Genomic DNA, 24152 nt, shown 5'->3' on the forward strand with positions numbered 1-24152 from the left:
CCCCGTCCTCTCTTTATTAAGAGGGAATGGATAAATCCATTTCCTCTAGTTTTTCATAAATCCACGGTAGTTTCGTTTCACCAACTGGCTTTCTAGTTGTTTCATTGTCTCCAAGGCTACCCCGACAACAATTAACAAAGATGTTCCGCCAATTTGTGCACTTTGAGGCAATCCAGCGAATTGAATGAAAAAGATAGGAAGAATGGAAATCACGGCTAAGAATATAGAACCCACAAACGTAAGTCGATACAAAATGCTCGTAATTCTATCTTGAGTCATTTTCCCTGGACGAACCCCCGGGATATAGCCACCCTGTTTTTTAAGGTTATCAGCCATTTGTTCAGGATTGACCTGTACAAAAGCATAAAAGTACGTAAAGGCAATAATCAACGCAACATATATCGCCATACCCACCGGATGCGTATTATCAAAGTAGTTTTGAATCCACTTTGTCACATCGTTTGTTCCAAAGAATGACGCGATCGTCCGCGGCGTTATCAAAAACGCAACCGCAAAGATTACCGGAATAACCCCTGCAGGGTTCACTTTCAATGGAAGGTGTGTAGACTGACCTCCGCCAGCAGGTGAACGACCTGTGCCTTTAGCATATTGAATCGCAATTTTCCGTACGGCTTGCTGAATGAAAATAACTCCAACAATAACTGCTAAAATCGCAATCACAAGAAGACCGACTTTCACAATATGAATAAACAGCTGATCGTTGCTGCCGACAAATTGAGTCTCATATATTTGTCCAATTGTTTTTGGAATACTAGCCACAATCCCCGCGAAGATAATGATCGATATTCCGTTGCCTACTCCATGAGACGTAATTTGTTCTCCAAGCCACATTAAAAAGGCAGTTCCGCCAGTGAGTACTAAAGCAATGATAAGATATGTCGATATACCGGATTTTTCGATTAGCATACCGTTTGCCAGATTGTTGAATCCGTAAGACATACCTAACGCCTGGATGAAACCAAGCACAATCGTAAAGTACCTTGTGAACTGAGCTAATTTACGGCGGCCAACTTCACCTTGCTTAGACCACTCGGTAAACTTCGGCACAACATCCATCTGAAGCAGCTGAATGATGATCGAAGCTGTGATATAAGGAGTAATTCCCATTGCGAAAATGGAAAATTGGTAAAGCGCACCGCCGCCAAATGTATTAAGGAGATCAAAAACACCCATTTGAGACTGTGCCTGTAACACTTCAGCGTTAACATAAGGCACAGGAATAAACGCACCTATGCGAAAGACGATAAGCATGAGTAAAGTGAATATGATTTTATTCCTGATATCACTCACACGCATAAAGTTGGAGATTGTTTTAAACAAGTTAGATCACCTCAGCTGTACCGCCAGCAGCTTCAACAGCTTCTTTCGCAGAAGCAGAGAATTTATTGGCTTTTACAGTTAATTTTTTCTCTAATTTACCGTTGCCAAGAATCTTTACTCCTGCATTAAGTTTGCTAATAACACCAGTCTCAAGAAGAAGTTCAGGAGTGACTTCCGTTCCTTCTGCAAAACCGTTCAATTTGTCTAGGTTGACTACAGCGTATTCCTTGCGGTTAATGTTAGTGAAACCGCGTTTAGGAAGACGTTGGAATAAAGGCATTTGTCCCCCCTCGAATCCAGGGCGTACACCGCCGCCAGAACGAGCGTTTTGACCTTTGTGACCTTTACCAGCTGTTTTACCGTTGCCAGAACCAATACCACGACCTACGCGATTACGCGTTTTGCGTGAACCTTCTGAAGGTTTTAATTCATGAAGTTTCATTAGGACACCTCCTTATCCGATCAATTATTTTTATTGTTCTTTAACAGAAACTAAATGAGATACTTTATTAATCATACCACGGATCGCAGCGTTGTCTTCATGAACAACAGTTTGGTTTGTTTTCTTTAAACCAAGTGTTCTGACAGTAACGCGTTGATCTTCCGGGCGACCGATTACACTTCGTTTGAGGGTAATTTCTAATTTAGCCATTAATATTCCCTCCTTATCCTAACAGTTCTTCTACAGATTTTCCACGAAGCTTCGCAACCTCTTCAGCACGCTTAAGTTCACTTAAGCCTTGAAGTGTTGCACGAATCATGTTGATCGGTGTGTTAGAACCTAAAGACTTAGAAAGGATATCAGCTACACCAGCAAGCTCAAGTACCGCACGTACAGGGCCTCCAGCGATAACTCCAGTACCTTCAGAAGCAGGTTTTAACAAGATGTTACCTGCACCGAAACGTCCGATGATTTCGTGTGGAATTGTAGTTCCAACCATTGGTACTTCAATCAAATTCTTTTTCGCATCTTCAACAGCTTTGCGGATCGCTTCTGGTACTTCTTGTGCTTTACCAGTACCGAATCCTACGTGTCCGTTTTTGTCACCGACAACGACTAGAGCTGCGAAGCGGAAACGACGACCACCTTTAACAACTTTCGCTACGCGGTTAACCGTAACTAAGCGTTCTTCTAACTCTAATTTGCTTGGGTCAATACGACGCATAATCATGTGTCCCTCCTTCTTTTATTAAAATTTAAGTCCAGCTTCACGAGCGGCATCAGCCAAAGCTTTTACACGTCCATGGTATAAGTATCCGCCACGGTCAAATACTACGTCAGAAATGCCTTTTTCAGCAGCGCGTTTTGCAACTAATTCTCCAACTTTAGTAGCAGCAGAAGAATCTCCAGTGCTTTCAACGTTCAAGTCTTTATCGAGAGTAGATGCACTAGCAAGTGTAACACCATTTACATCATCGATGATTTGAGCGTAAATGTGCTTGTTAGAACGGAAAACGTTCAGGCGCGGTCTTTCAGCAGTACCGGAAAGTTTAGCGCGAACACGAGCGTGTCTTTTAAGACGAGCAGCATTTTTGCTAGTTTTCGTAATCATCTAGGTCACTCCTTTCTTCACTTTAAGCGATCTTACTTAGCAGATTTACCTTCTTTGCGGCGAACAACTTCACCTTCGTAGCGGATTCCTTTACCTTTGTAAGGCTCTGGAGAACGGACAGCGCGGATGTTAGCAGCAATAGCTCCTACACGTTCTTTGTCTGTACCTTTTACAACTACTTTAGTTTGAGAAGGGACTTCGATTTCGATGCCTTCTTCAGGAACGATCTCAACAGGGTGAGAGTATCCAACATTTAAAACAAGTTTATTTCCGGATTTAGACGCACGGTAACCGACACCGACTAATTCCAAACCTCTTTCAAATCCTTTAGATACACCTTCAACCATGTTGCCAAGCAGACTGCGAGTCGTACCATGCAAGGCACGGTGCTCTTTTTGATCAGAAGGACGAGTGACTGTAAGCACATTGTCCTCTACTTTAATCTCCATATCAGGGTGAAACGTACGAGTTAATTCTCCTTTTGGTCCTTTCACAGCTACAGTGTTGTCATCATTTAACGTTACTGTAACATCAGAAGGAATCTCAAGTAACTTCTTACCTACACGAGACATACCAAACACCTCCATTCATGTTAAACTTCTTACCAAACGTATGCTAGAACTTCTCCACCAGCTTGTTTTGCACGGGCTTCTTTGTCCGTTAAAACACCTTGTGATGTAGAAATAATCGCGATTCCAAGACCGTTAAGTACGCGAGGTACTTCATTAGATTTAGCATAAACACGCAAACCAGGTTTGCTGATTCTTTTAAGACCAGTGATAACGCGCTCGTTGTTTTGTCCGTATTTCAAGAAAACGCGGATGATACCTTGTTTGCTGTCTTCTACGAACTCAACGTCACGAATGAAACCTTCACGCTTTAAAATTTCAGCAATTTCTCTTTTCAATTTAGAAGCAGGAATTTCAAGCTTCTCATGACGTACCATGTTTGCATTGCGAATACGAGTTAGCATATCTGCAATTGGATCTGTCATAACCATTATATAATTACCTCCTTCCCTTTCTTGGGGATTACCAGCTGGCTTTTTTCACGCCAGGAATTTGTCCTTTATATGCAAGCTCACGGAAACAAATACGGCAAAGTTTAAATTTACGAATGACTGAATGCGGACGTCCGCAGCGTTCACAGCGTGTGTACTCTTGTACTTTAAACTTTGGTGTACGTTGTTGTTTCGCAATCATAGACTTTTTAGCCACGATTTCGCCTCCCTTTCATTGATTATTTCTGGAACGGCATACCTACTTGAGTTAATAGCTCACGAGCTTCTTCGTCAGTATTAGCAGTTGTTACGATAACGATGTCCATTCCGCGAACCTTTGTTACTTTATCGTAGTCAATTTCAGGGAAGATTAACTGTTCTTTGATACCAAGTGTGTAGTTACCGCGACCGTCGAAAGATTTTTTAGAAACCCCGCGGAAGTCACGTACACGCGGTAAAGATACAGAAATAAGTTTATCAAGGAAATCATACATGCGCTCTCCGCGAAGAGTTACTTTCGCACCGATAGGCATTCCCTCACGAAGACGGAATCCAGCAATTGATTTCTTCGCACGAGTAACGACAGGTTTTTGACCTGCGATAAACGTTAATTCTTCAACAGCACTGTCGATTGCTTTCGCGTTTTGAACAGCGTCACCAACACCCATGTTGATTACGATTTTTTCGATTTTAGGCACTTGCATGACAGAATCATAGTTGAACTTTGTCATTAAAGCAGGTGCAATTTCTTTATTGTACTTTTCTTTAAGGCGGTTCATGAGATAGACCTCCCTTCCTTTTAATACTATTTATCTAGAACTTGCCCAGATTTTTTTGCAACACGAACTTTTTTGCCATCTTCCACTTTGTATCCTACGCGAGTCACTTCACCTGTTTTAGGATCGAGCGGCATAACGTTTGATACATGAATTGGCGCCTCTTGATTAGAAATACCGCCTTGAGGGTTAGCTTGAGTTGGTTTAGAGTGTTTCTTCACCATGTTCACACCTTCAACTAAAACGCGGTCCTTTTTAGGGAAAGCAGCAAGGATTGTTCCTTGTTTGCCTTTATCTTTACCAGAGATAACCATTACTTTATCGCCTTTTTTAACATGCATCCTGATCGCACCTCCTTGACTAAGGCATTTATTTCATTAGATAACTTCTGGAGCTAGAGAAACAATTTTCATAAAGTTGTTTTCACGCAATTCACGAGCAACTGGTCCGAAGATACGAGTTCCGCGTGGGCTCTTGTCGTCACGGATGATAACACATGCATTCTCATCGAAGCTGATGTATGAACCGTCACTTCTGCGCGCTCCGCTTTTAGTGCGAACGATAACAGCTTTTACGACTTCACCTTTTTTGACAACGCCTCCTGGTGTTGCTTGTTTAACCGTGCAAACAATTACATCACCAATATTAGCTGTTTTACGTCCAGAACCACCAAGAACTTTAATAGTAAGTACTTCACGTGCGCCAGAGTTGTCAGCTACTTTTAAACGAGTCTCTTGTTGAATCATTATTTGTTACCTCCCTTCGGAAAAAGAATTCCGAACTTTATTAGATAATAACAGCTTCTTCGACAACTTCAACTAGACGGAAACGCTTAGTTGCAGACAATGGACGAGTTTCCATGATCTTTACGATGTCGCCAATTTTAGCTTGATTATTTTCATCATGTGCTTTGAATTTTTTTGAGTATTTTACGCGTTTACCGTAAAGTGTATGTTTTTTGTATGTTTCAACAACAACAGTGATGGTTTTATCCATTTTGTCAGAAACAACACGGCCTTGGTAAACTTTGCGCTGGTTACGTTCGCTCATGCTCACGACCTCCCCTCAGTGATTATTTATTAGCAGCAATTTCTCTTTCACGAATCACAGTTTTCATGCGCGCGATAGCTTTGCGCACTTCACGAATGCGAGCAGTATTTTCAAGTTGTCCTGTCGCTAATTGAAAGCGAAGATTGAAAAGTTCTTCTTTAAGAGACTTTACTTTTTGTTCAATTTCAGCAGTGGTAAGGTCACGAATTTCATTAGCTTTCATTTGATTCACCACCAATTTCTTCACGTTTTACGAACTTCGTTTTAATTGGCAATTTGTGAGATGCAAGACGAAGTGCTTCACGAGCAACCTCTTCAGATACACCAGAAATTTCAAATAAAACTTTGCCCGGTTTTACAACAGCTACCCAACCTTCTGGAGCCCCTTTACCGGATCCCATACGTACCTCAAGTGGTTTAGCAGTGTAAGGTTTAGAAGGGAAAATTTTGATCCAAACTTTACCGCCACGTTTCATGTAACGAGTCATCGCAATACGTGCAGCTTCGATTTGACGGTTAGTGATCCAAGAAGCTTCAAGAGCTTGGATACCGAATTCACCGAAATGTACTTCAGTACCGCCTTTCGCACGGCCACGCATTTTTCCGCGATGCTCTCTGCGATATTTAACGCGTTTTGGTAATAACATATTATTTTCCTCCTTCCTCAGTTTTCTTCTTAGTAGGAAGAACCTCTCCACGATAGATCCAGACTTTCACACCAAGCTTACCGTAAGTAGTGTCAGCTTCAGATGTTGCATAGTCAATGTCCGCACGTAATGTGTGCAATGGAACAGTTCCTTCACTGTAGTATTCAGAACGAGCGATATCTGCACCGCCAAGACGACCAGAAACCATTGTTTTCACGCCTTGTGCTCCAGCACGCATAGTACGTTGGATTTGTTGTTTCTGTGCACGGCGGAAAGAAACACGGTTTTCTAATTGACGAGCGATGTTGTCAGCAACTAGCTGTGCATCAAGATCTGCTCTTTTGATTTCAAGAATGTTAATGTGTACACGCTTGCCAGTAAGGCTGTTAAGGGCTTTACGAAGTGCTTCAACTTCAGAACCGCCTTTACCGATAACCATACCAGGCTTAGCTGTGTGGATCGTAATGTTAACGCGATTTGCTGCACGCTCGATTTCCACTTTAGAAACAGAAGCGTCAGAAAGGCGTTTGCTAATGTATTCACGAATTTTTAAATCTTCGTGCAGGAAGTCAGCGTAATCTTTACCAGCGTACCACTTAGATTCCCAATCACGAATGACTCCGATACGAAGACCGACTGGATTTACCTTTTGACCCACTACTTATCCCTCCTTCTTTTCTGATACAACGATTGTAATGTGGCTCGTACGTTTGTTGATTTGGCTCGCACGTCCCATAGCACGTGGGCGGAATCTTTTTAACGTAGGGCCTTCGTCAACGAATGCTTGAGAAATAACCAGGTTGTTAGCGTCCATTTCATAGTTATGCTCAGCATTTGCAATAGCGGATTTTAATACTTTTTCGATAATTGGAGAAGCAGCTCTTGGTGTAAGGTTCAAGATTGATACTGCCTCACCTACTTGCTTGCCTCGAATCAGGTCCATTACTAGACGTGCTTTACGAGGAGCAATACGGACTGTTCTTGCAACAGCTTTAGCTTGCATTTAAAAGCCTCCTCTCTTAGCGTCTTGTTTTTTTGTCATCACTAGCATGACCTTTGTACGTACGAGTTGGAGCGAATTCACCCAACTTATGCCCTACCATATCTTCAGAGATGAATACAGGCACGTGTTTACGTCCGTCATAGACTGCGATTGTGTGACCAATAAACTGTGGGAAAATAGTAGAACGACGAGACCAAGTTTTTACGACTTGTTTCTTGTCTGTTTCATTTAATTTCTCGATTTTTGTCATCAAGTGTCCATCGACAAATGGTCCTTTTTTCAAGCTGCGAGCCATTTTGGAACCTCCCTTCGTGATTGCACTACGGTCCGAAGTGAACCGTAGACAACCCCGTTATTTATTTTTACGACGACGTACGATAAATTTATCGGATTTGTTCTTTTTCTTACGAGTCTTGAATCCAAGAGTCGGTTTGCCCCATGGAGACATTGGTGATTTACGTCCGATTGGCGCACGTCCTTCACCACCACCGTGTGGGTGATCGTTAGGGTTCATTACAGAACCACGAACTGTAGGACGGATGCCTTTCCAGCGAGAACGTCCGGCTTTACCGATGTTGATAAGTTCGTGCTGTTCGTTACCTACTTGGCCGATAGAAGCACGGCAAGCAGAAAGAATCATGCGAACTTCTCCAGAGTTAAGACGTACAAGAACGTATTTACCTTCTTTACCAAGAACCTGAGCAGATGTACCAGCTGAACGTACAAGCTGTCCGCCTTTACCAGGTTTTAATTCAATGTTATGCACAACTGTACCAACAGGGATGTTGATAAGTGGAAGTGCATTACCTACTTTAATGTCAGCTTCAGGACCTGACATAATTTCAGTACCCACTTGAATTCCTTTAGGAGCAAGAATGTAACGTTTTTCTCCGTCTGCATAGTTGATTAGAGCGATGTTAGCTGAACGGTTTGGATCGTATTCAACTGTAGCAACGCGTCCAGGTATACCATCTTTATCGCGTTTGAAGTCGATAACACGGTATTGGCGTTTATGTCCGCCACCTTGGTGACGTACAGTCAGTTTACCTTGGTTGTTACGTCCGCCTTTTTTGTGAAGGGGAGCAAGCAAGGATTTTTCCGGCTTGTCAGTCGTGATTTCAGCAAAATCTGAAGTTGTCATACCACGACGTCCATTAGAGGTCGGTTTATACTTTTTAATCGCCATTTTGAATTTCCCTCCTTCTTTTTACAGATAATTAAGCTTCAAAAATTTCGATTTCTTTGCTGTCTGCAGTAAGTTTTACTATCGCTTTTCTGCGACGGCTAGTCATACCAGTGTAGCGTCCAACACGTTTTGATTTGCCTTTGTAGTTCATGATGTTGACTTTGTCAACTTTCACTCCAAAGATGCTTTCAACCGCGTCTTTCACTTCTGTTTTGTTAGCTCTTACATCAACTTCAAAAGTATATTTCTTTTCAGCCATTAAATCAGCAGAACGTTCAGTAATGACGGGGCGCTTTAGAACATCACGAGGATCTTTCATTATGCAAGCACCTCCTCTACTTTTTCAACCGCTGCTTTTGTAATCAGAAGCTTCTCGTGGTTGACAACGTCTAAAACGTTGATTCCGTTAGCTTCAACTACAGTAACTCCAGGAATGTTGCGAGCAGATAAAGCCACTGCTTCGTTAGCATCCGCAGTTACGATTAAAGCTTTTTTCTCAACAGATAATCCTTTAAGGATAGCTGCCATTTCTTTTGTTTTAGCCGTATCAAGAGTAAGATCTTCAAGAACGATGATGTTGTTGTCGTTTACTTTAGAAGACAATACTGATTTGATTGCCAAGCGGCGAACTTTTTTAGGTAATTTATAAGAATAGCTGCGTGGTGTTGGGCCGAATACGACACCACCTCCGCGCCATTGCGGTGAACGGATAGAACCTTGACGGGCACGTCCAGTACCTTTTTGACGCCATGGTTTACGACCTCCGCCGCGTACTTCAGAACGATTTTTTACTTTATGAGTTCCTTGACGTAAGGAAGCTCTTTGCATAAGAATAGCGTCGAATACAACACTCTCATTTGGCTCGATACCAAATACAGAAGCGTTTAATTCGATGTCACCAGCAGTAGAACCGTTTTGGTTGTATAATGCTACTTTTGGCATGATCAATTTCCTCCTTTCCTAAGAGAGTTATTTAGATTTAACAGCACTTTTAACAGTGATTAAAGATTTCTTCGCACCAGGTACGTTACCTTTGATCAAAAGAAGATTACGTTCTGCATCAACTTTTACGATTTCAAGGTTTTGAACAGTGATTTGCTCTCCGCCCATACGTCCAGGTAATAATTTACCTTTGAATACACGGTTAGGATCTACAGGTCCCATTGAACCAGGACGACGGTGGTAGCGTGAACCGTGAGACATAGGTCCGCGAGATTGTCCGTGGCGCTTGATTGCACCTTGGAAACCTTTACCTTTAGATACTCCTGTTACATCTACGATTTCTCCAGCAGAGAAAATTTCAACCTTGACTTCCTGACCAACTTCATACGCATCCATTTCCACTCCGCGTAATTCTTTAACGAAGCGCTTAGGAGCAGTTTCCGCTTTTGCAACGTGCCCTTTTTCAGGTTTGTTAGAAAGCTTTTCACGCTTGTCGTCAAAACCAAGCTGGATTGCTTCGTAACCGTCGTTTTCAGTTGATTTCTTTTGAAGAACAACGTTTGGAGCAGCCTCGATAACAGTTACCGGAATAAGATCACCATTTTCAGCGAATACTTGCGTCATACCAATTTTTCTTCCTAAGATTCCTTTGGTCATTCGTCACACCTCCTATTAAGATCATTCTATATTTTAGAATTAAAGTTTGATTTCGATATCGACACCAGATGGTAAGTCTAATCGCATGAGAGCATCAACAGTTTGTGGTGTTGGGTTCACAATATCGATTAAACGTTTATGTGTACGCATTTCAAATTGCTCACGAGAATCTTTGTATTTGTGCACCGCACGAAGGATTGTGTAAACTGATTTTTCAGTTGGTAACGGAATCGGACCAGATACACTAGCACCAGAACGTTTTGCCGTTTCAACAATCTTCTCTGCAGATTGATCAAGGATTCTATGATCATATGCTTTCAAACGAATACGAATTTTTTGTTTTGCCATTATTTTCCCTCCTTTTCGCCTACATCAAGTTAGACAGTTCTCCGTGAGAAAAACCTGAACACCTTTGCCATGGCAAAGCGGCCGGGTGTGTCAGCAACCTCTCACTTCATCGCAGTCAAAGACCAACATACACCATTATACAGAAAATAGACGCATGTTGCAAGACTTATTTAAAATATGCATGGTTTGCACACTTTTTTTATTATACAGGTGTTTTTCTCATTTATCAAGGACCTATCATAAGTGGTACAGCGCGTGGCGGCTCAGTGTATCCGCGAATAATGACGGCTCCTCGATATGCGGGGTGTGAGCGGATTTCTCAAATTGAAACCAGCGCTTTTCAGGTGCTACAAGCTCATGATAATATTGTTTCGATATTTCAGCAGGAACAATTAAATCATATCTCCCCGAAATAAAAAAGCACGGTACTTTAATAGAAGGAACTGATCTAAATGCATTAAAACGGTACAACTCATCAGTTAAATGTTTTTTACTGAAGTGCAAACCATTGAGGAAGCTGTGCATATTTCTTATTCCATATTCCTTACCGGTAAGCATTTGAAATAATACAGCAAAGGATTGACGATGATGGTGAGTGAATCCTCCCCTGCTCATTTCGACACAGAACCGATAGATAAAATGCTGGATATCCTTCTTCCAAGGCGGAGCGCCAAGGAAACGTATGAGAGGGAATACTATACCGGCTCTTTTTGCATCTGAGATTTTACGTATATATTGATAAGAAGCTGATTCTTCATAGTGAGGGTTAACAACCTGACTGATTCCAAAATACGCGTAAAACAAATCCGGACGCTGTTGCAGTACTTGAAGTGCCAGCAGTGAGCCCCACGAATGACCGGCAAGATATACTTTTGTTTTTGAAAAATGATCTAGGAGCCATTGAGTTACTTGAATTGTGTCTTTAATGAAATGACTGATTGTCATGGAGTGATGAGGAATTCGTTTTGAATACGAAAGCCCAGAACCCCTTTGATCCCAATGTACTACCGTGAAATGCTGTTCTAGGTCTTTTTGATAATGTCTAACATATCCGATTTGTGGCGTCCCCGGCCCCCCATGTAAAAAAAGCAGCAACGGATTTTTTACATCAGACCCATTAATCATCAGCATTTGCTTTGTATTTTCAATGCTCAGTTCTTTCATGATAGCGATTGATCTCTTTTCAGGAATCATAAAAAATTAGCCCCTCGAATATGATACATCCTATTATACAAGAAAAAGATATGCAAACAAAAAACGAGACCCACAGTGGGTCTCGTTTATAATCATACTATTACTCAGTGATTGTAGAAACAACGCCTGAACCAACAGTACGTCCGCCTTCACGAATAGAGAAACGAGTTCCTTCTTCGATAGCGATTGTAGAGATAAGTTCTACGTTCATTTCAGTGTTATCTCCAGGCATAACCATTTCTACGCCTTCTGGAAGATGGATGATACCAGTTACGTCAGTTGTACGGAAGTAGAACTGAGGACGGTAGTTAGAGAAGAATGGAGTATGACGTCCACCCTCTTCTTTAGAAAGAACGTAAACTTCAGCTTTGAATTTGCTGTGTGGAGTGATTGTACCTGGTTTAGCAAGTACTTGACCACGTTGGATTTCTTCACGAGATACACCACGAAGAAGGGCACCAATGTTGTCACCAGCTTCAGCGTAATCAAGAAGCTTACGGAACATTTCAACACCTGTAACAGTTGTTTTCTTGTTTTCTTCTTGAAGACCGATGATTTCAACTTCGTCACCGACTTTAACTTGTCCGCGTTCTACACGTCCAGTTGCAACTGTACCACGACCAGTGATTGAGAATACGTCCTCAACTGGCATCATGAATGGTTTTTCAGTGTCACGCTCTGGAGTTGGGATGTACTCATCAACCGCATCCATAAGTTCGAAGATTTTTGCTTCGTAATCAGCGTCACCTTCAAGAGCTTTAAGAGCAGAACCTTTGATTACTGGTACATCATCACCAGGGAAATCGTATTCGCTAAGAAGATCGCGAACTTCCATTTCAACTAGTTCAAGAAGCTCTTCGTCGTCTACCATGTCGCATTTGTTTAAGAATACAACGATGTATGGTACACCAACGTTTTTAGAAAGAAGGATGTGCTCACGAGTTTGTGGCATTGGGCCATCAGCAGCAGATACTACAAGGATAGCTCCGTCCATTTGCGCAGCACCAGTGATCATGTTTTTAACATAGTCAGCGTGTCCTGGGCAGTCAACGTGTGCATAGTGACGAGTTTCAGTTTCGTACTCAACGTGTGCAGTAGAGATTGTGATACCGCGCTCGCGTTCTTCTGGTGCACCATCAATTTGATCGTACGCCATAGCTGTACCTTTACCAGATTTCTTATGAAGTACTGTTGTGATAGCAGCAGTTAAAGTTGTTTTACCATGGTCAACGTGTCCAATTGTACCAATATTGGCATGTGATTTGGAACGGTCGAATTTTTCTTTAGCCATTCTAAAATCCTCCTTAAGAGCTTTTAATTAGTAATGTATAGAGTGATAGGAAGTGAAAGAAAGCTTTCACTTCCTCATCTTACAATAGTAGTTATACTTGAGTTAAGAGGCAAAATCAATTATTCGCCTTTATTTTTTTTGATAATTTCTTCAGAAACGCTCTTCGGCACTTCTTCGTAGTGATCCATGAACATAGTGAACGTACCGCGACCTTGCGTATTAGAACGAAGTGCAGTAGCGTAACCGAACATTTCAGCAAGAGGAACCATAGCGCGAACAACTTGAGCGTTACCGCGTGCTTCCATACCTTCTACGCGTCCGCGACGTGAAGTAATATCACCCATGATATCTCCCATGTATTCTTCTGGAATAACCACTTCTACTTTCATGATAGGTTCAAGAAGAACTGGGTTACATTTGCTGACTGCATTTTTCAATGCCATAGAAGCAGCAACTTTAAATGCCATTTCGTTTGAGTCAACATCATGGTAAGAACCATCGAAAAGTTTTGCTTTAATGTCGATAAGCGGGAAGCCTGCTAGTACACCATTTTCAAGTGCATCTTCCAGACCTGCTTGAACAGCTGGGATGTATTCACGTGGAACTACCCCACCGACAATCGCATTTTCAAATTCAAAGCCAGCGCCTTCTTCGTTTGGTTCGAATTCGATCCAAACGTGTCCGAACTGACCGCGTCCACCAGACTGACGTACGAATTTACCTTCAACTTTTGCACCGGTACGGAATGTTTCACGGTACGCAACCTGAGGAGCACCAACATTGGCTTCTACTTTAAATTCGCGTTTCATACGGTCAACAATGATATCAAGGTGAAGTTCACCCATACCAGAGATGATCGTTTGGCCAGTTTCTGGGTTTGTTTGAGTACGGAATGTAGGATCTTCTTCAGCAAGTTTCGCTAAAGCGATACCCATTTTATCTTGGTCAGCTTTTGATTTAGGCTCAATAGCAACGTCGATAACTGGTTCTGGGAATTCCATTGATTCAAGGATAACAAGATCCTTCTCATCACAAAGAGTATCTCCAGTTGTTGTATCTTTTAGACCTACAGCAGCTGCGATATCCCCTGCGTATACAGTAGCAATTTCTTCACGGCTGTTAGCGTGCATTTGAAGGATACGTCCAACACGCTCACGTTTGCCTTTAGTAGAGTTTTTCACGTATGAACCGGAATCAAGAGTTCCAGAGTACACACGGAAGAACGTCAACTTACCAACGTAAGGGTCAGTCATAACTTTAAATGCTAATGCAGAGAATGGCTCTTCATCAGAAGAATGGCGCTCAATCTCTTCATTTGTGTCAGGACGTGTACCTTTGATTGCAGCAACGTCAGTTGGTGCAGGAAGGTAGTCAAGAACAGCATCAAGTACTAGTTGAACACCTTTGTTTTTGAAGGCAGAACCAACAAGAACAGGGTAGAATTCAACATTTAATGTACCTTTACGGATACCTGCTTTTAACTCGTCAATAGTGATTTCTTCACCCTCAAGGTATTTATCCATAAGCTCTTCATCAAGCTCACAAACAGCTTCAATGAGGCTGTTGCGAAGCTCTTCAGCTTGCTCTTTGTACTCTTCAGGGATTTCTTTCGCATCAGAACGAGTTCCGAGGTCATCTTCGTAGAAATACGCAACGTTTTCTACAAGGTCGATGATACCTTCGAAGTTGTCTTCAGCACCGATCGGCAATTGAATTGCATGAGCGTTTGCTTGAAGACGGTCTCTTAAAGTTCCTACAGAGTAAAGGAAGTCTGCACCGATTTTGTCCATTTTATTAACAAAAACGATACGCGGTACTCCGTAAGTTGTTGCCTGACGCCAAACAGTTTCTGTTTGAGGCTCAACGCCTGATTGCGCGTCAAGTACAGCAACAGCACCATCAAGTACACGAAGAGAACGTTCAACTTCAACTGTGAAGTCTACGTGTCCTGGAGTATCGATGATGTTTACGCGGTATCCTTTCCACTGTGCAGTTGTCGCAGCGGAAGTGATTGTGATACCACGTTCTTGTTCCTGCTCCATCCAGTCCATTTGTGAAGCTCCTTCATGAGTTTCACCAATTTTGTGGATACGACCAGTATAGAACAAGATACGTTCTGTAGTAGTCGTTTTACCGGCATCAATGTGAGCCATGATCCCGATATTACGAGTTTTGTCTAAGGAGAACTCTCTTGCCATTGGGTAATTTCTCCTTCCTTATTGGGAAATTGTGTTTTTTAGTATATAAATCCTACCAACGATAGTGAGCAAATGCTTTGTTTGCTTCAGCCATCTTATGAGTATCTTCACGTTTCTTAACAGCAGCACCAGTGTTGTTAGCTGCGTCAAGGATTTCATTAGCTAAACGCTCTTCCATCGTTTTTTCTCCGCGAAGACGAGCGTAGTTTACTAACCAGCGAAGCCCAAGAGTCGTACGACGTTCAGGACGAACTTCTACAGGAACTTGGTAGTTCGCACCACCTACACGGCGTGCTTTTACTTCAAGTACAGGCATGATGTTTTTCAATGCTTGTTCGAAAACCTCCATTGCATCATTGCCAGTACGTTCTTTAATGATATCGAATGACTTGTATAGGATTGTTTGAGACTTACCTTTTTTACCATCGATCATCATTTTGTTGATTAGACGAGATACAAGCTTAGAGTTGTAAATCGGATCAGGTAAAACGTCTCTTTTTGCTACAGGACCTTTACGTGGCATCTGAATATCCTCCCTTCATCAATTATGCGTATTTTCGTTTATTATTTTGCTTTAGGCTTTTTCGTACCGTATTTAGAACGGCCTTGTGCACGGTTTTCAACTCCAGCAGTGTCAAGCGCACCACGAACGATGTGGTAACGTACCCCTGGTAAGTCTTTTACACGTCCGCCACGGATAAGTACAACACTGTGCTCTTGCAGGTTGTGACCGATACCAGGAATGTAAGCAGTAACCTCGATTCCGTTAGTTAAACGAACACGAGCATATTTACGAAGTGCTGAGTTCGGTTTTTTCGGTGTCATTGTACCAACACGAGTACATACCCCGCGTTTTTGTGGAGAAGATACGTTAGTGTGCTCTTTTTTAAAGCTGTTGTATCCTTTGTTAAGTGCAGGAGACTTTGAGTTTTCTACTTTACTCACGCGTCCTTTGCGAATTAGCTGATTAATTGTAGGCATGAATTTTTCCTCCCTTCATTACGTTTTATAACCCACATACCCAGGTGGTTCATCAAAAGGCAAAAAACAATGTCTTCACACAAGAATAATTCTTACGCAAAAACAAAAGTACGTTATAAAATAATGGCAACAGCGGCTGCTCCTACCTCAATTCCGCAGGCTTTGCCGAGCTTTTTCATGGATTCAACCATTGAGACAGAGATACCTTGATCTTCCGCAAGTGAAACAACACTTGACGTGAGTATCGGATCTGCGTCTTTTGCAACGACTACTTCCTTTACTGAACCTCGTTTTAGAGCTTTCACTGTTTGCTTCGTACCAATAATAATTGATTTGGCCTGTGATACTTTATCATAAGACATAAACATATCCTCCAAAGTAACAGGTTTATTTCGAGCACCTTGGTTATATTATCATTCTAGGAGACGAATGTCAACAAGGTATGACATTTTTTAGTTTTGTTCTTCTCATAGAGTGATTTTTTATTAAATATTGCTGAAAGACTGTTTGGGCAGTCTTTCAGCAACATTAAATCAGTTATTCAACCGGAACCATGTCTTCAGTCGGCTGAACATTTGAAACTGGTTTTACTTTACGGTATTGCATCATACCTGTACCAGCTGGAACAAGCTTACCGATGATAACATTCTCTTTCAAGCCAAGAAGCTCATCACGCTTACCTTTGATCGCTGCGTCTGTAAGGACACGTGTTGTTTCCTGGAAGGAAGCAGCAGATAAGAATGAATCAGTTTCAAGAGATGCTTTTGTAATACCGAGCAAGACAGGACGGCCTGTAGCAGGACGATTGCCTTCAAGCAATACCTTTTTGTTCGCTTCAGTAAATTGGTGAATATCAAGCAATGTACCTGGAAGTACATCAGTGTCACCGGCGTCAATTACGCGGACTTTGCGAAGCATCTGGCGAACCATTACTTCTACGTGTTTATCACCGATTTCAACACCCTGCATACGGTAAACCTTTTGAACCTCATGGAGAAGATACTCTTGAACAGTAGTCAGGTCAGTCACTTTAAGAAGCTCTTTCGGATCGATTGAACCTTCTGTCAGTACTTGGCCTCGAGTAATTTTATCTCCTTCCGCTACTTTCAGGCGGGAGTTATAAGGTGCCGTATAAGAACGTGTTTCCACTGCGCCTTGAACCACAATTTCCTGTTGCTTATCACGAACTTCATTGATCTCAACGACTGTACCGTCGATTTCTGTAATTGTTGCCTGACCTTTCGGATTACGCGCTTCGAAAAGCTCTTGGATACGCGGAAGACCCTGTGTGATATCGTCTCCGGCAACCCCGCCTGTATGGAATGTACGCATTGTTAACTGTGTACCAGGCTCACCGATTGATTGGGCAGCAATGATACCGACTGCTTCACCGACTTCAACATCGGAGCCAGTTGCAAGATTTCGGCCATAGCATCGTTTACATACACCATGAGGCGTATTACATGTGAAGGCAGAACGGATCCACACTTCTTCAATACCGGCTTCTACAATCTCCAGTGCTTTATCTTCATCGATCAGTTCGTTTTCATTTACAAGCACTTCACCTGTTTCAGGGTGCTTCACTTGTTTTCGTGCAAAACGGCCGATTAAGCGTTCTTCTAAGCGCTCAATTGTTTCAGTTCCTTCTTTAAGAGGCTTAGCAAGGATGCCTCGGTCAGTTCCGCAATCAGTTTCACGGATGATAACATCCTGCGCAACGTCAACGAGACGGCGTGTAAGGTAACCTGAATCAGCAGTTTTAAGGGCGGTATCGGCAAGACCTTTACGCGCACCGTGAGTGGAGATAAAGTACTCCAATACTGTCAGACCTTCACGGAAACTTGATTTGATCGGTAATTCAATGATACGTCCAGCCGGGTTGGCCATCAGGCCGCGCATTCCGGCAAGCTGCGTAAAGTTAGACGCGTTACCACGGGCACCGGAGTCACTCATCATGTAGATCGGGTTGAGCTCATCAAGTGATTTCATCAGTTTGCCTTGGATAACGTCTTTTGCAGCACTCCAGATAGAGATAACTCTCTCATAGCGTTCTTCTTCAGTGATTAGACCACGTCGGAATTGCTTCATGACGTTATCAACTTTGCTTTGCGCTTCCTCAAGAATTTCTTGTTTATCATCGAGTACGACGATGTCAGAAACCCCAACTGTAATACCAGCTTTTGTTGAATATTTGAAACCTAGGTTTTTCATGCGGTCAAGCATTTTAGACGTTTCCGTGATATGGAATCGTTTAAAGATTTCCGCGATGATTTTACCCAGAATACCTTTTTTAAACGGTGCATTGATTGGCTGCTGTTCAATGACAGCTTTTACATCGGCACCTTTTTCTAAGAAGAAACGGTCAGGTGTTTTCTCTTCAATGTTGCTCTTCGTTGGTTCATTCATGTAAGGGAATGATTCCGGAAGAATTTCATTGAAGACAAGCTTACCAACAGTTGTAATTAACAATTTTGAGCGCTGTTCTTCGGTAAATGTCACATTCTTAAGGGAGTTAGCTGCAACAGCTACTCTCGTATGAAGATGCACATATCCGTTTTGATAAGCAAGAAGCGCTTCGTCTGTATTCTTGAAGACCATACCTTCACCGACAGCACCGGCACGCTCAAGTGTCAGGTAATAGTTACCCAGTACCATATCCTGAGACGGTGTTACAACCGGTTTACCATCTTTAGGGTTCAAGATGTTTTGAGCAGCAAGCATCAAGATGCGTGCTTCAGCTTGAGCTTCAGCAGATAATGGTACGTGAACCGCCATTTGGTCACCGTCAAAGTCAGCGTTGTAAGCTGTACATACGAGCGGGTGAAGACGGATTGCGCGTCCTTCAACAAGTGTTGGTTCAAACGCTTGGATACCTAATCTGTGAAGTGTAGGGGCACGGTTCAGAAGTACCGGATGCTCCTTAATAACTGATTCCAGTACATCCCATACTTCAGGCTGTACGCGCTCAATTTTACGTTTCGCACTCTTAATGTTGTGAGCAAGACCTTTTTCAACAAGCTCCTTCATAACGAAAGGTTTGAAAAGTTCAAGCGCCATTTCCTTCGGTAATCCGCATTGGTACATTTTCAAATGAGGACCAACAACGATTACAGAACGTCCGGAGTAATCGACACGTTTACCAAGAAGGTTTTGACGGAAACGGCCTTGCTTCCCTTTCAACATGTGAGAAAGAGATTTTAACGGTCTGTTACCAGGACCTGTTACAGGACGTCCGCGGCGGCCGTTGTCAATTAAAGCATCGACAGCCTCTTGAAGCATACGCTTTTCGTTTTGAACAATGATGCTAGGCGCACCAAGGTCCAAAAGGCGTTTCAAACGATTGTTACGGTTGATGACACGACGATAAAGATCATTCAAATCAGAAGTCGCAAAACGTCCGCCATCTAGCTGAACCATCGGTCTAAGCTCAGGAGGAATAACAGGAAGCACATCAAGGATCATCCAAGAAGGCTTGTTTCCTGAGTTACGGAAGGCTTCTAAAACTTCAAGACGTTTGATCGCACGAGTACGGCGCTGTCCTTGTGAAGTTTTTAGCTCTTCTTTTAACATATCAACTTCTTTTACAAGATCGATATCTTGAAGAAGTTTATGAATCGCTTCTGCACCCATAGACGCTTGGAACTTATTACCGTATTTATCAAGATAAGCACGGTATTCTTTTTCAGACAGAAGCTGTTTCTTTTCAAGCGGTGTGTTTGCCGGATCAGTTACAACGTAAGAAGCAAAGTAAATGACTTCTTCTAAAGCACGAGGTGACATATCCAGCACAAGACCCATACGGCTTGGAATACCTTTGAAATACCAAATGTGGGAAACTGGGGCAGCCAGTTCAATGTGCCCCATTCTCTCACGACGGACTTTTGCCCGTGTTACTTCGACTCCGCAGCGGTCACAAACTACGCCTTTATAACGAACTCGCTTGTACTTCCCGCAATGACATTCCCAGTCCTTAGTCGGTCCGAAAATGCGTTCGCAGAATAGACCGTCCTTTTCAGGTTTTAACGTACGATAGTTTATCGTTTCAGGCTTTTTCACTTCACCAAAAGACCATGAACGGATTTTATCCGGTGAAGCAAGACCGATGTTCATATACTCAAAATTGTTCACATCTAGCAAGGGGCCTACCTCCCTTTTTATCTTCGGATTAACCGATGTCACTTGCCTTTATAACTAGAGATTATTCTTTCGTTACTACATCTCGTTCAACGTCTGCAGATGCTGTTTCTTGCGGCTCTTCATCACCTGATAATGCCAGGCCGTCAGCTTGTTTCGCATCTTCTTCGTCTTCTAAATCTCTCATTTCTATTTCTTCTTCATCACCAGAAAGGATTTTGACATCCATACCTAAGCTTTGAAGTTCTTTGATTAATACTTTGAATGATTCCGGAACACCCGGTTCAGGAACATTGTCACCTTTAACGATGGCTTCGTATGTTTTCACACGTCCAACCACGTCATCAGACTTCACAGTCAGAATTTCTTGAAGAGTGTAAGCCGCACCGTAAGCTTCAAGTGCCCATACCTCCATCTCACCGAAACGCTGTCCTCCAAATTGCGCTTTACCGCCAAGAGGCTGCTGCGTAACAAGTGAGTAAGGACCTGTAGAACGTGCATGAAGTTTATCGTCAACCATGTGAGCCAGTTTGATCATGTACATGATACCGACAGATACGCGGTTATCAAATGGCTCTCCAGTACGTCCGTCGTAAAGCACAGTTTTGGCGTCACGAGACATGCCGGCTTCTTCAAGTGTTTCCCAAACATCCTCTTCTCGCGCTCCATCAAATACAGGAGATGCAATGTGAATGCCGAGGTAACGAGCGGCCATACCCATATGAAGCTCCAATACCTGCCCGATGTTCATACGTGATGGTACGCCCAGCGGGTTAAGCATGATATCAATTGGTGTGCCGTCAGGAAGGTAAGGCATATCCTCTTCAGGAAGAATCTTAGAGATAACACCTTTGTTACCGTGACGACCGGCCATTTTATCCCCTTCAGAAATCTTACGTTTCTGAACGATATATACGCGTACCAACTGGTTAACACCTGGAGGAAGTTCGTCTCCATCTTCACGGTTGAAGACTTTAACGTCATGGATAATTCCACCGCCGCCGTGAGGCACACGAAGTGAAGTATCACGAACCTCGCGGGCTTTTTCACCAAAGATGGCGTGAAGCAGGCGTTCTTCAGCAGTCAGTTCAGTTACGCCTTTAGGCGTTACTTTACCAACAAGAAGATCTCCGTCTTTTACTTCTGCCCCAATACGGATGATTCCGCGGTCATCAAGATTGCGAAGCGCATCTTCACCGACGTTTGGAATATCGCGAGTGATTTCTTCAGGTCCAAGTTTCGTATCACGTGCTTCTGATTCGTATTCTTCGATATGGATAGATGTATAAACATCATCCTTCACAAGGCGTTCACTCATGATGATGGCATCCTCATAGTTGTAGCCATCCCATGTCATGAAGCCGACCATTACGTTACGGCCAAGTGCAAGTTCACCAAGCTCCATAGAAGGACCGTCAGCAAGGATTTCTCCTTTTACCACTTCATCGCCGACACTTACGATCGGACGCTGGTTGTAGCACGTACCTTGGTTAGAGCGGACAAATTTCAGCAGGCTGTATTTATCCAGGTTTCCTTTTACTTTTTGACCGTCGACTTCTTCATAACGGCGAACCCATACGTTTTTCGCTTCTACGCGTTCAACGATACCAGAGTGTTTACAAATAACAGCGGCACCAGAGTCTTTACCTGATACGTATTCCATACCAGTTCCAACGAATGGCGCTTCCGGCTGCATCAAAGGCACAGCCTGACGCTGCATGTTCGCTCCCATGAGGGCACGGTTGGAGTCATCGTTTTCTAGGAACGGGATACATGCTGTCGCAGCAGAAACAACCTGCTTAGGCGATACGTCCATGTAGTCTACACGGTTTCTGGAAACAACGGTGTTCTCCCCGCGGAAACGGGCTACGATGCTGTCATCAATAAATGCGCCTTCGTCATCAAGACGAGCGTTCGCTTGAGCGACAACATAGTTATCCTCTTCATCAGCAGTTAAGTAATCGATTCTGCCCGTTACCTTCCCTGTTTCAGGGTCAACGCGGCGATATGGCGTTTCGATAAAGCCAAAACGGTTTACTTTTGCATATGATGAAAGTGAGTTGATCAAACCGATATTCGGACCCTCAGGTGTTTCAATCGGACACATACGGCCATAGTGGGAGTAGTGAACGTCACGTACTTCCATTCCGGCACGCTCACGTGTCAATCCGCCCGGTCCTAATGCTGACAGACGGCGCTTATGCGTTAATTCAGCAAGCGGGTTCGTCTGGTCCATGAATTGAGAAAGCTGAGAGCTTCCAAAGAACTCTTTAATGGACGCAATAACAGGACGAATATTGATCAGCTGCTGAGGTGTAATTGTATTCGTATCTTGAATTGACATTCTCTCACGAACCACACGCTCCATACGGCTTAAACCGATACGGAATTGGTTTTGGAGAAGCTCACCTACAGAACGCAAACGGCGGTTTCCAAGATGATCGATATCATCTGTGTCGCCTACTCCGTGCAGCAAGTTGAAGAAGTAGCTGATGGAAGAAATAATATCAGCAGGCGTAATGTTTTTAATCTCTTCTTCAATGTAAGCATTGCCGATTACATTAATAACCTGTTCTCCTTCTTGATCAGTCGGAGCAAAGATTTTAATCGATTGAAGAGTTACTTCATCTTCAACAACACCGCCATTCGGATACAGCTTTCTGAAACCGATTCCGTTTTCTAAGTATGGCAGTACTTTATCTAGTGTTCTTCTATCAAGAATCTGACCTTTTTCAGCCAGGATTTCTCCTGTTTCAGGGTCAACAAGCGTTTCAGCAAGTCTCTGATTAAAGAGGCGATTCTTAATATGAAGTTTTTTATTAATTTTATAGCGTCCTACATTGGCAAGATCGTATCGTTTCGGATCAAAGAAACGAGAATCAAGCAAGCTTTTCGCATTTTCTACTGTAGGCGGCTCTCCAGGACGGAGACGTTCGTAAATTTCAAGCAGCGCTTTGTCGCTGTTTTCCGTGTTATCTTTATCAAGCGTATTTCGCAGGTATTCGTTCTCTCCTACGAGATCAAGAATCTCTTGATCGGAACCGAAGCCGAGAGCACGCAAAAGAACCGTAACCGGCAACTTACGTGTGCGATCAATGCGGACATAAACAACATCTTTCGCATCAGTTTCGTATTCTAACCATGCGCCACGGTTTGGAATGACAGTTGCGGTAAAACCTTTTTTACCGTTCTTGTCTACTTTACCACTGAAATATACACTTGGAGACCGAACAAGCTGGGAAACGATAACGCGTTCCGCACCGTTAATGATAAAAGTACCTGTATCTGTCATAATCGGGAAATCACCCATGAAGACATCTTGGTCTTTTACCTCTCCAGTTTCTTTGTTAATTAAACGAACCTTCACTCTTAGCGGAGCTGAGTAAGTCACATCACGTTCTTTTGATTCCTCTACAGGATATTTAGGATCACCTAAACTATAATCAATGAACTCAAGAGAGAGGTTACCAGTGAAATCCTCAATTGGCGATATGTCTTGAAACATCTCTCTAAGACCCTCATCAAGAAACCACTGATAAGAAGAGGTTTGAATTTCAATGAGATTTGGTAATTCTAACACTTCGCTAATGCGAGCATAGCTTCTGCGCTGGCGGTGTCGTCCATACTGAACTAGTTGACCTGTCAACTGATTCACCCCTCAAATCATGCGTATTATATGTGTAATAAGCATTTCTTTTCATAGAAAGAAAATACTTTTACAAGACAAAAGAAAAAAGGGTTTCTAATTAAGAAAACCACATCCAAAAACAAATACCGATTTTATTAGCATTTCCATACTTGTATAATTTATACATAGACATTGACAATTCATCATATCAAGCAAAATATAT

30 protein-coding genes are annotated in these 24152 nt (G+C 42.7%); all 30 read right to left on the reverse strand.

Going from position 1 to position 24152, the window contains the following annotated elements; all coding sequences use genetic code 11:
- Positions 1-45 precede the first annotated feature (45 nt).
- Entirely contained in the window at positions 46-1341 is a 1296-nt protein-coding gene (gene secY, locus AC0C66_RS20745) for a preprotein translocase subunit SecY (protein WP_014112348.1), read from the reverse strand.
- A 1-nt stretch (position 1342) separates the two neighbouring features.
- Positions 1343-1783 carry a 50S ribosomal protein L15 gene (gene rplO, locus AC0C66_RS20750; protein ID WP_003225819.1) on the reverse strand — a complete coding sequence of 147 codons (441 nt, stop codon included), beginning with the start codon at positions 1781-1783 and terminating at the stop codon, positions 1343-1345.
- A 30-nt stretch (positions 1784-1813) separates the two neighbouring features.
- Positions 1814-1993 carry a 50S ribosomal protein L30 gene (gene rpmD, locus AC0C66_RS20755; RefSeq protein WP_003156497.1) on the reverse strand — a complete coding sequence of 60 codons (180 nt, stop codon included), beginning with the start codon at positions 1991-1993 and terminating at the stop codon, positions 1814-1816.
- A 13-nt stretch (positions 1994-2006) separates the two neighbouring features.
- The gene (gene rpsE, locus AC0C66_RS20760) at positions 2007-2507 is read right to left on the reverse strand and encodes a 30S ribosomal protein S5 (protein WP_003156493.1); all 501 of its coding nucleotides are present in this window, start codon (positions 2505-2507) and stop codon (positions 2007-2009) included.
- A 24-nt stretch (positions 2508-2531) separates the two neighbouring features.
- Complete coding sequence (rplR, locus tag AC0C66_RS20765; RefSeq protein WP_014112347.1) at positions 2532-2894, reverse strand: 50S ribosomal protein L18; 363 nt, start codon at positions 2892-2894, stop codon at positions 2532-2534.
- 32 nt (positions 2895-2926) lie between these two features.
- Positions 2927-3466 (reverse strand): 50S ribosomal protein L6, encoded by a 540-nt coding sequence (gene rplF, locus AC0C66_RS20770; protein ID WP_003225814.1) that lies wholly within the window; start codon positions 3464-3466, stop codon positions 2927-2929.
- Positions 3467-3495: 29 nt separating this feature from the next.
- Positions 3496-3894, reverse strand: a complete 399-nt coding sequence (gene rpsH, locus AC0C66_RS20775) for a 30S ribosomal protein S8 (protein ID WP_003241998.1) — start codon at positions 3892-3894, stop codon at positions 3496-3498.
- Between the two features lie 31 nt (positions 3895-3925).
- Positions 3926-4111 (reverse strand): 30S ribosomal protein S14, encoded by a 186-nt coding sequence (gene rpsN, locus AC0C66_RS20780; protein ID WP_003156488.1) that lies wholly within the window; start codon positions 4109-4111, stop codon positions 3926-3928.
- Between the two features lie 22 nt (positions 4112-4133).
- Positions 4134-4673, reverse strand: a complete 540-nt coding sequence (gene rplE / locus AC0C66_RS20785; protein WP_003225809.1) for a 50S ribosomal protein L5 — start codon at positions 4671-4673, stop codon at positions 4134-4136.
- A 26-nt stretch (positions 4674-4699) separates the two neighbouring features.
- On the reverse strand, positions 4700-5011 hold the full coding sequence (gene rplX / locus AC0C66_RS20790) for a 50S ribosomal protein L24 (protein WP_003156486.1): 312 nt from the start codon (positions 5009-5011) through the stop codon (positions 4700-4702).
- A gap of 36 nt (positions 5012-5047) precedes the next feature.
- The gene (gene rplN / locus AC0C66_RS20795) at positions 5048-5416 is read right to left on the reverse strand and encodes a 50S ribosomal protein L14 (protein WP_003225805.1); all 369 of its coding nucleotides are present in this window, start codon (positions 5414-5416) and stop codon (positions 5048-5050) included.
- Positions 5417-5456: 40 nt separating this feature from the next.
- Positions 5457-5720 (reverse strand): 30S ribosomal protein S17, encoded by a 264-nt coding sequence (rpsQ, locus tag AC0C66_RS20800; protein WP_003225804.1) that lies wholly within the window; start codon positions 5718-5720, stop codon positions 5457-5459.
- 22 nt (positions 5721-5742) lie between these two features.
- The gene (rpmC, locus tag AC0C66_RS20805) at positions 5743-5943 is read right to left on the reverse strand and encodes a 50S ribosomal protein L29 (RefSeq protein WP_003156482.1); all 201 of its coding nucleotides are present in this window, start codon (positions 5941-5943) and stop codon (positions 5743-5745) included.
- On the reverse strand, positions 5933-6367 hold the full coding sequence (gene rplP, locus AC0C66_RS20810) for a 50S ribosomal protein L16 (protein WP_003225801.1): 435 nt from the start codon (positions 6365-6367) through the stop codon (positions 5933-5935). Before rplP ends, rpmC begins: the two co-directional genes overlap by 11 nt.
- 1 nt (position 6368) lies before the next feature.
- Positions 6369-7025: a 30S ribosomal protein S3 gene (gene rpsC / locus AC0C66_RS20815; protein ID WP_003242001.1), complete on the reverse strand. Its 657-nt coding sequence runs from the start codon at positions 7023-7025 to the stop codon at positions 6369-6371.
- 3 nt (positions 7026-7028) lie between these two features.
- The gene (gene rplV / locus AC0C66_RS20820) at positions 7029-7370 is read right to left on the reverse strand and encodes a 50S ribosomal protein L22 (RefSeq protein WP_003156475.1); all 342 of its coding nucleotides are present in this window, start codon (positions 7368-7370) and stop codon (positions 7029-7031) included.
- A gap of 16 nt (positions 7371-7386) precedes the next feature.
- Complete coding sequence (gene rpsS / locus AC0C66_RS20825; RefSeq protein WP_003156472.1) at positions 7387-7665, reverse strand: 30S ribosomal protein S19; 279 nt, start codon at positions 7663-7665, stop codon at positions 7387-7389.
- Positions 7666-7722: 57 nt separating this feature from the next.
- Positions 7723-8556: a 50S ribosomal protein L2 gene (rplB, locus tag AC0C66_RS20830; protein ID WP_003225795.1), complete on the reverse strand. Its 834-nt coding sequence runs from the start codon at positions 8554-8556 to the stop codon at positions 7723-7725.
- Positions 8557-8587: 31 nt separating this feature from the next.
- A complete protein-coding gene (rplW, locus tag AC0C66_RS20835; protein ID WP_003225793.1) occupies positions 8588-8875 on the reverse strand; it encodes a 50S ribosomal protein L23 in 288 nt (95 codons plus the stop codon).
- On the reverse strand, positions 8875-9498 hold the full coding sequence (gene rplD / locus AC0C66_RS20840) for a 50S ribosomal protein L4 (RefSeq protein ID WP_003225792.1): 624 nt from the start codon (positions 9496-9498) through the stop codon (positions 8875-8877). The genes rplW and rplD overlap by 1 nt, the downstream gene beginning before the upstream one ends.
- A gap of 27 nt (positions 9499-9525) precedes the next feature.
- On the reverse strand, positions 9526-10155 hold the full coding sequence (rplC, locus tag AC0C66_RS20845) for a 50S ribosomal protein L3 (protein ID WP_003225791.1): 630 nt from the start codon (positions 10153-10155) through the stop codon (positions 9526-9528).
- A gap of 39 nt (positions 10156-10194) precedes the next feature.
- The gene (gene rpsJ / locus AC0C66_RS20850) at positions 10195-10503 is read right to left on the reverse strand and encodes a 30S ribosomal protein S10 (protein WP_003156464.1); all 309 of its coding nucleotides are present in this window, start codon (positions 10501-10503) and stop codon (positions 10195-10197) included.
- 237 nt (positions 10504-10740) lie between these two features.
- Positions 10741-11697 carry an alpha/beta fold hydrolase gene (locus tag AC0C66_RS20855; protein ID WP_072182895.1) on the reverse strand — a complete coding sequence of 319 codons (957 nt, stop codon included), beginning with the start codon at positions 11695-11697 and terminating at the stop codon, positions 10741-10743.
- Between the two features lie 100 nt (positions 11698-11797).
- Positions 11798-12988: an elongation factor Tu gene (gene tuf, locus AC0C66_RS20860; RefSeq protein ID WP_003225787.1), complete on the reverse strand. Its 1191-nt coding sequence runs from the start codon at positions 12986-12988 to the stop codon at positions 11798-11800.
- A 119-nt stretch (positions 12989-13107) separates the two neighbouring features.
- Positions 13108-15186, reverse strand: a complete 2079-nt coding sequence (gene fusA, locus AC0C66_RS20865; protein ID WP_041520830.1) for an elongation factor G — start codon at positions 15184-15186, stop codon at positions 13108-13110.
- A gap of 52 nt (positions 15187-15238) precedes the next feature.
- Positions 15239-15709, reverse strand: a complete 471-nt coding sequence (gene rpsG, locus AC0C66_RS20870) for a 30S ribosomal protein S7 (protein ID WP_003225784.1) — start codon at positions 15707-15709, stop codon at positions 15239-15241.
- A 41-nt stretch (positions 15710-15750) separates the two neighbouring features.
- The gene (rpsL, locus tag AC0C66_RS20875; protein ID WP_003225781.1) at positions 15751-16167 is read right to left on the reverse strand and encodes a 30S ribosomal protein S12; all 417 of its coding nucleotides are present in this window, start codon (positions 16165-16167) and stop codon (positions 15751-15753) included.
- A gap of 113 nt (positions 16168-16280) precedes the next feature.
- Entirely contained in the window at positions 16281-16529 is a 249-nt protein-coding gene (locus AC0C66_RS20880; protein ID WP_003225778.1) for a 50S ribosomal protein L7ae-like protein, read from the reverse strand.
- Between the two features lie 175 nt (positions 16530-16704).
- Positions 16705-20304: a DNA-directed RNA polymerase subunit beta' gene (rpoC, locus tag AC0C66_RS20885; RefSeq protein ID WP_014112343.1), complete on the reverse strand. Its 3600-nt coding sequence runs from the start codon at positions 20302-20304 to the stop codon at positions 16705-16707.
- A gap of 61 nt (positions 20305-20365) precedes the next feature.
- Positions 20366-23947: a DNA-directed RNA polymerase subunit beta gene (rpoB, locus tag AC0C66_RS20890; protein ID WP_472973701.1), complete on the reverse strand. Its 3582-nt coding sequence runs from the start codon at positions 23945-23947 to the stop codon at positions 20366-20368.
- Between the last annotated feature and the right edge of the window lie 205 nt (positions 23948-24152).

Source organism: Bacillus sp. VA13 (assembly GCF_055710085.1).

Bases quoted from the DNA above. Each gene is read 5' to 3' on its own strand.
- rplO (WP_003225819.1), bottom strand. From the start codon at position 1,783: ATGAAACTTCATGAATTAAAACCTTCAGAAGGTTCACGCAAAACGCGT.
- rpmD (WP_003156497.1), bottom strand. From the start codon at position 1,993: ATGGCTAAATTAGAAATTACCCTCAAACGAAGTGTAATCGGTCGCCCG.
- rpsE (WP_003156493.1), bottom strand. From the start codon at position 2,507: ATGCGTCGTATTGACCCAAGCAAATTAGAGTTAGAAGAACGCTTAGTT.
- rplR (WP_014112347.1), bottom strand. From the start codon at position 2,894: ATGATTACGAAAACTAGCAAAAATGCTGCTCGTCTTAAAAGACACGCT.
- rplF (WP_003225814.1), bottom strand. From the start codon at position 3,466: ATGTCTCGTGTAGGTAAGAAGTTACTTGAGATTCCTTCTGATGTTACA.
- rpsH (WP_003241998.1), bottom strand. From the start codon at position 3,894: ATGGTTATGACAGATCCAATTGCAGATATGCTAACTCGTATTCGCAAT.
- rplE (WP_003225809.1), bottom strand. From the start codon at position 4,673: ATGAACCGCCTTAAAGAAAAGTACAATAAAGAAATTGCACCTGCTTTA.
- rplX (WP_003156486.1), bottom strand. From the start codon at position 5,011: ATGCATGTTAAAAAAGGCGATAAAGTAATGGTTATCTCTGGTAAAGAT.
- rplN (WP_003225805.1), bottom strand. From the start codon at position 5,416: ATGATTCAACAAGAGACTCGTTTAAAAGTAGCTGACAACTCTGGCGCA.
- rpsQ (WP_003225804.1), bottom strand. From the start codon at position 5,720: ATGAGCGAACGTAACCAGCGCAAAGTTTACCAAGGCCGTGTTGTTTCT.
- rpmC (WP_003156482.1), bottom strand. From the start codon at position 5,943: ATGAAAGCTAATGAAATTCGTGACCTTACCACTGCTGAAATTGAACAA.
- rplP (WP_003225801.1), bottom strand. From the start codon at position 6,367: ATGTTATTACCAAAACGCGTTAAATATCGCAGAGAGCATCGCGGAAAA.
- rplV (WP_003156475.1), bottom strand. From the start codon at position 7,370: ATGCAAGCTAAAGCTGTTGCAAGAACAGTCCGTATTGCTCCTCGTAAA.
- rpsS (WP_003156472.1), bottom strand. From the start codon at position 7,665: ATGGCTCGCAGCTTGAAAAAAGGACCATTTGTCGATGGACACTTGATG.
- rplB (WP_003225795.1), bottom strand. From the start codon at position 8,556: ATGGCGATTAAAAAGTATAAACCGACCTCTAATGGACGTCGTGGTATG.
- rplW (WP_003225793.1), bottom strand. From the start codon at position 8,875: ATGAAAGATCCTCGTGATGTTCTAAAGCGCCCCGTCATTACTGAACGT.
- rplD (WP_003225792.1), bottom strand. From the start codon at position 9,498: ATGCCAAAAGTAGCATTATACAACCAAAACGGTTCTACTGCTGGTGAC.
- rplC (WP_003225791.1), bottom strand. From the start codon at position 10,155: ATGACCAAAGGAATCTTAGGAAGAAAAATTGGTATGACGCAAGTATTC.
- rpsJ (WP_003156464.1), bottom strand. From the start codon at position 10,503: ATGGCAAAACAAAAAATTCGTATTCGTTTGAAAGCATATGATCATAGA.
- AC0C66_RS20855 (WP_072182895.1), bottom strand. From the start codon at position 11,697: ATGATTCCTGAAAAGAGATCAATCGCTATCATGAAAGAACTGAGCATT.
- tuf (WP_003225787.1), bottom strand. From the start codon at position 12,988: ATGGCTAAAGAAAAATTCGACCGTTCCAAATCACATGCCAATATTGGT.
- fusA (WP_041520830.1), bottom strand. From the start codon at position 15,186: ATGGCAAGAGAGTTCTCCTTAGACAAAACTCGTAATATCGGGATCATG.
- rpsG (WP_003225784.1), bottom strand. From the start codon at position 15,709: ATGCCACGTAAAGGTCCTGTAGCAAAAAGAGACGTTTTACCTGATCCG.
- rpsL (WP_003225781.1), bottom strand. From the start codon at position 16,167: ATGCCTACAATTAATCAGCTAATTCGCAAAGGACGCGTGAGTAAAGTA.
- AC0C66_RS20880 (WP_003225778.1), bottom strand. From the start codon at position 16,529: ATGTCTTATGATAAAGTATCACAGGCCAAATCAATTATTATTGGTACG.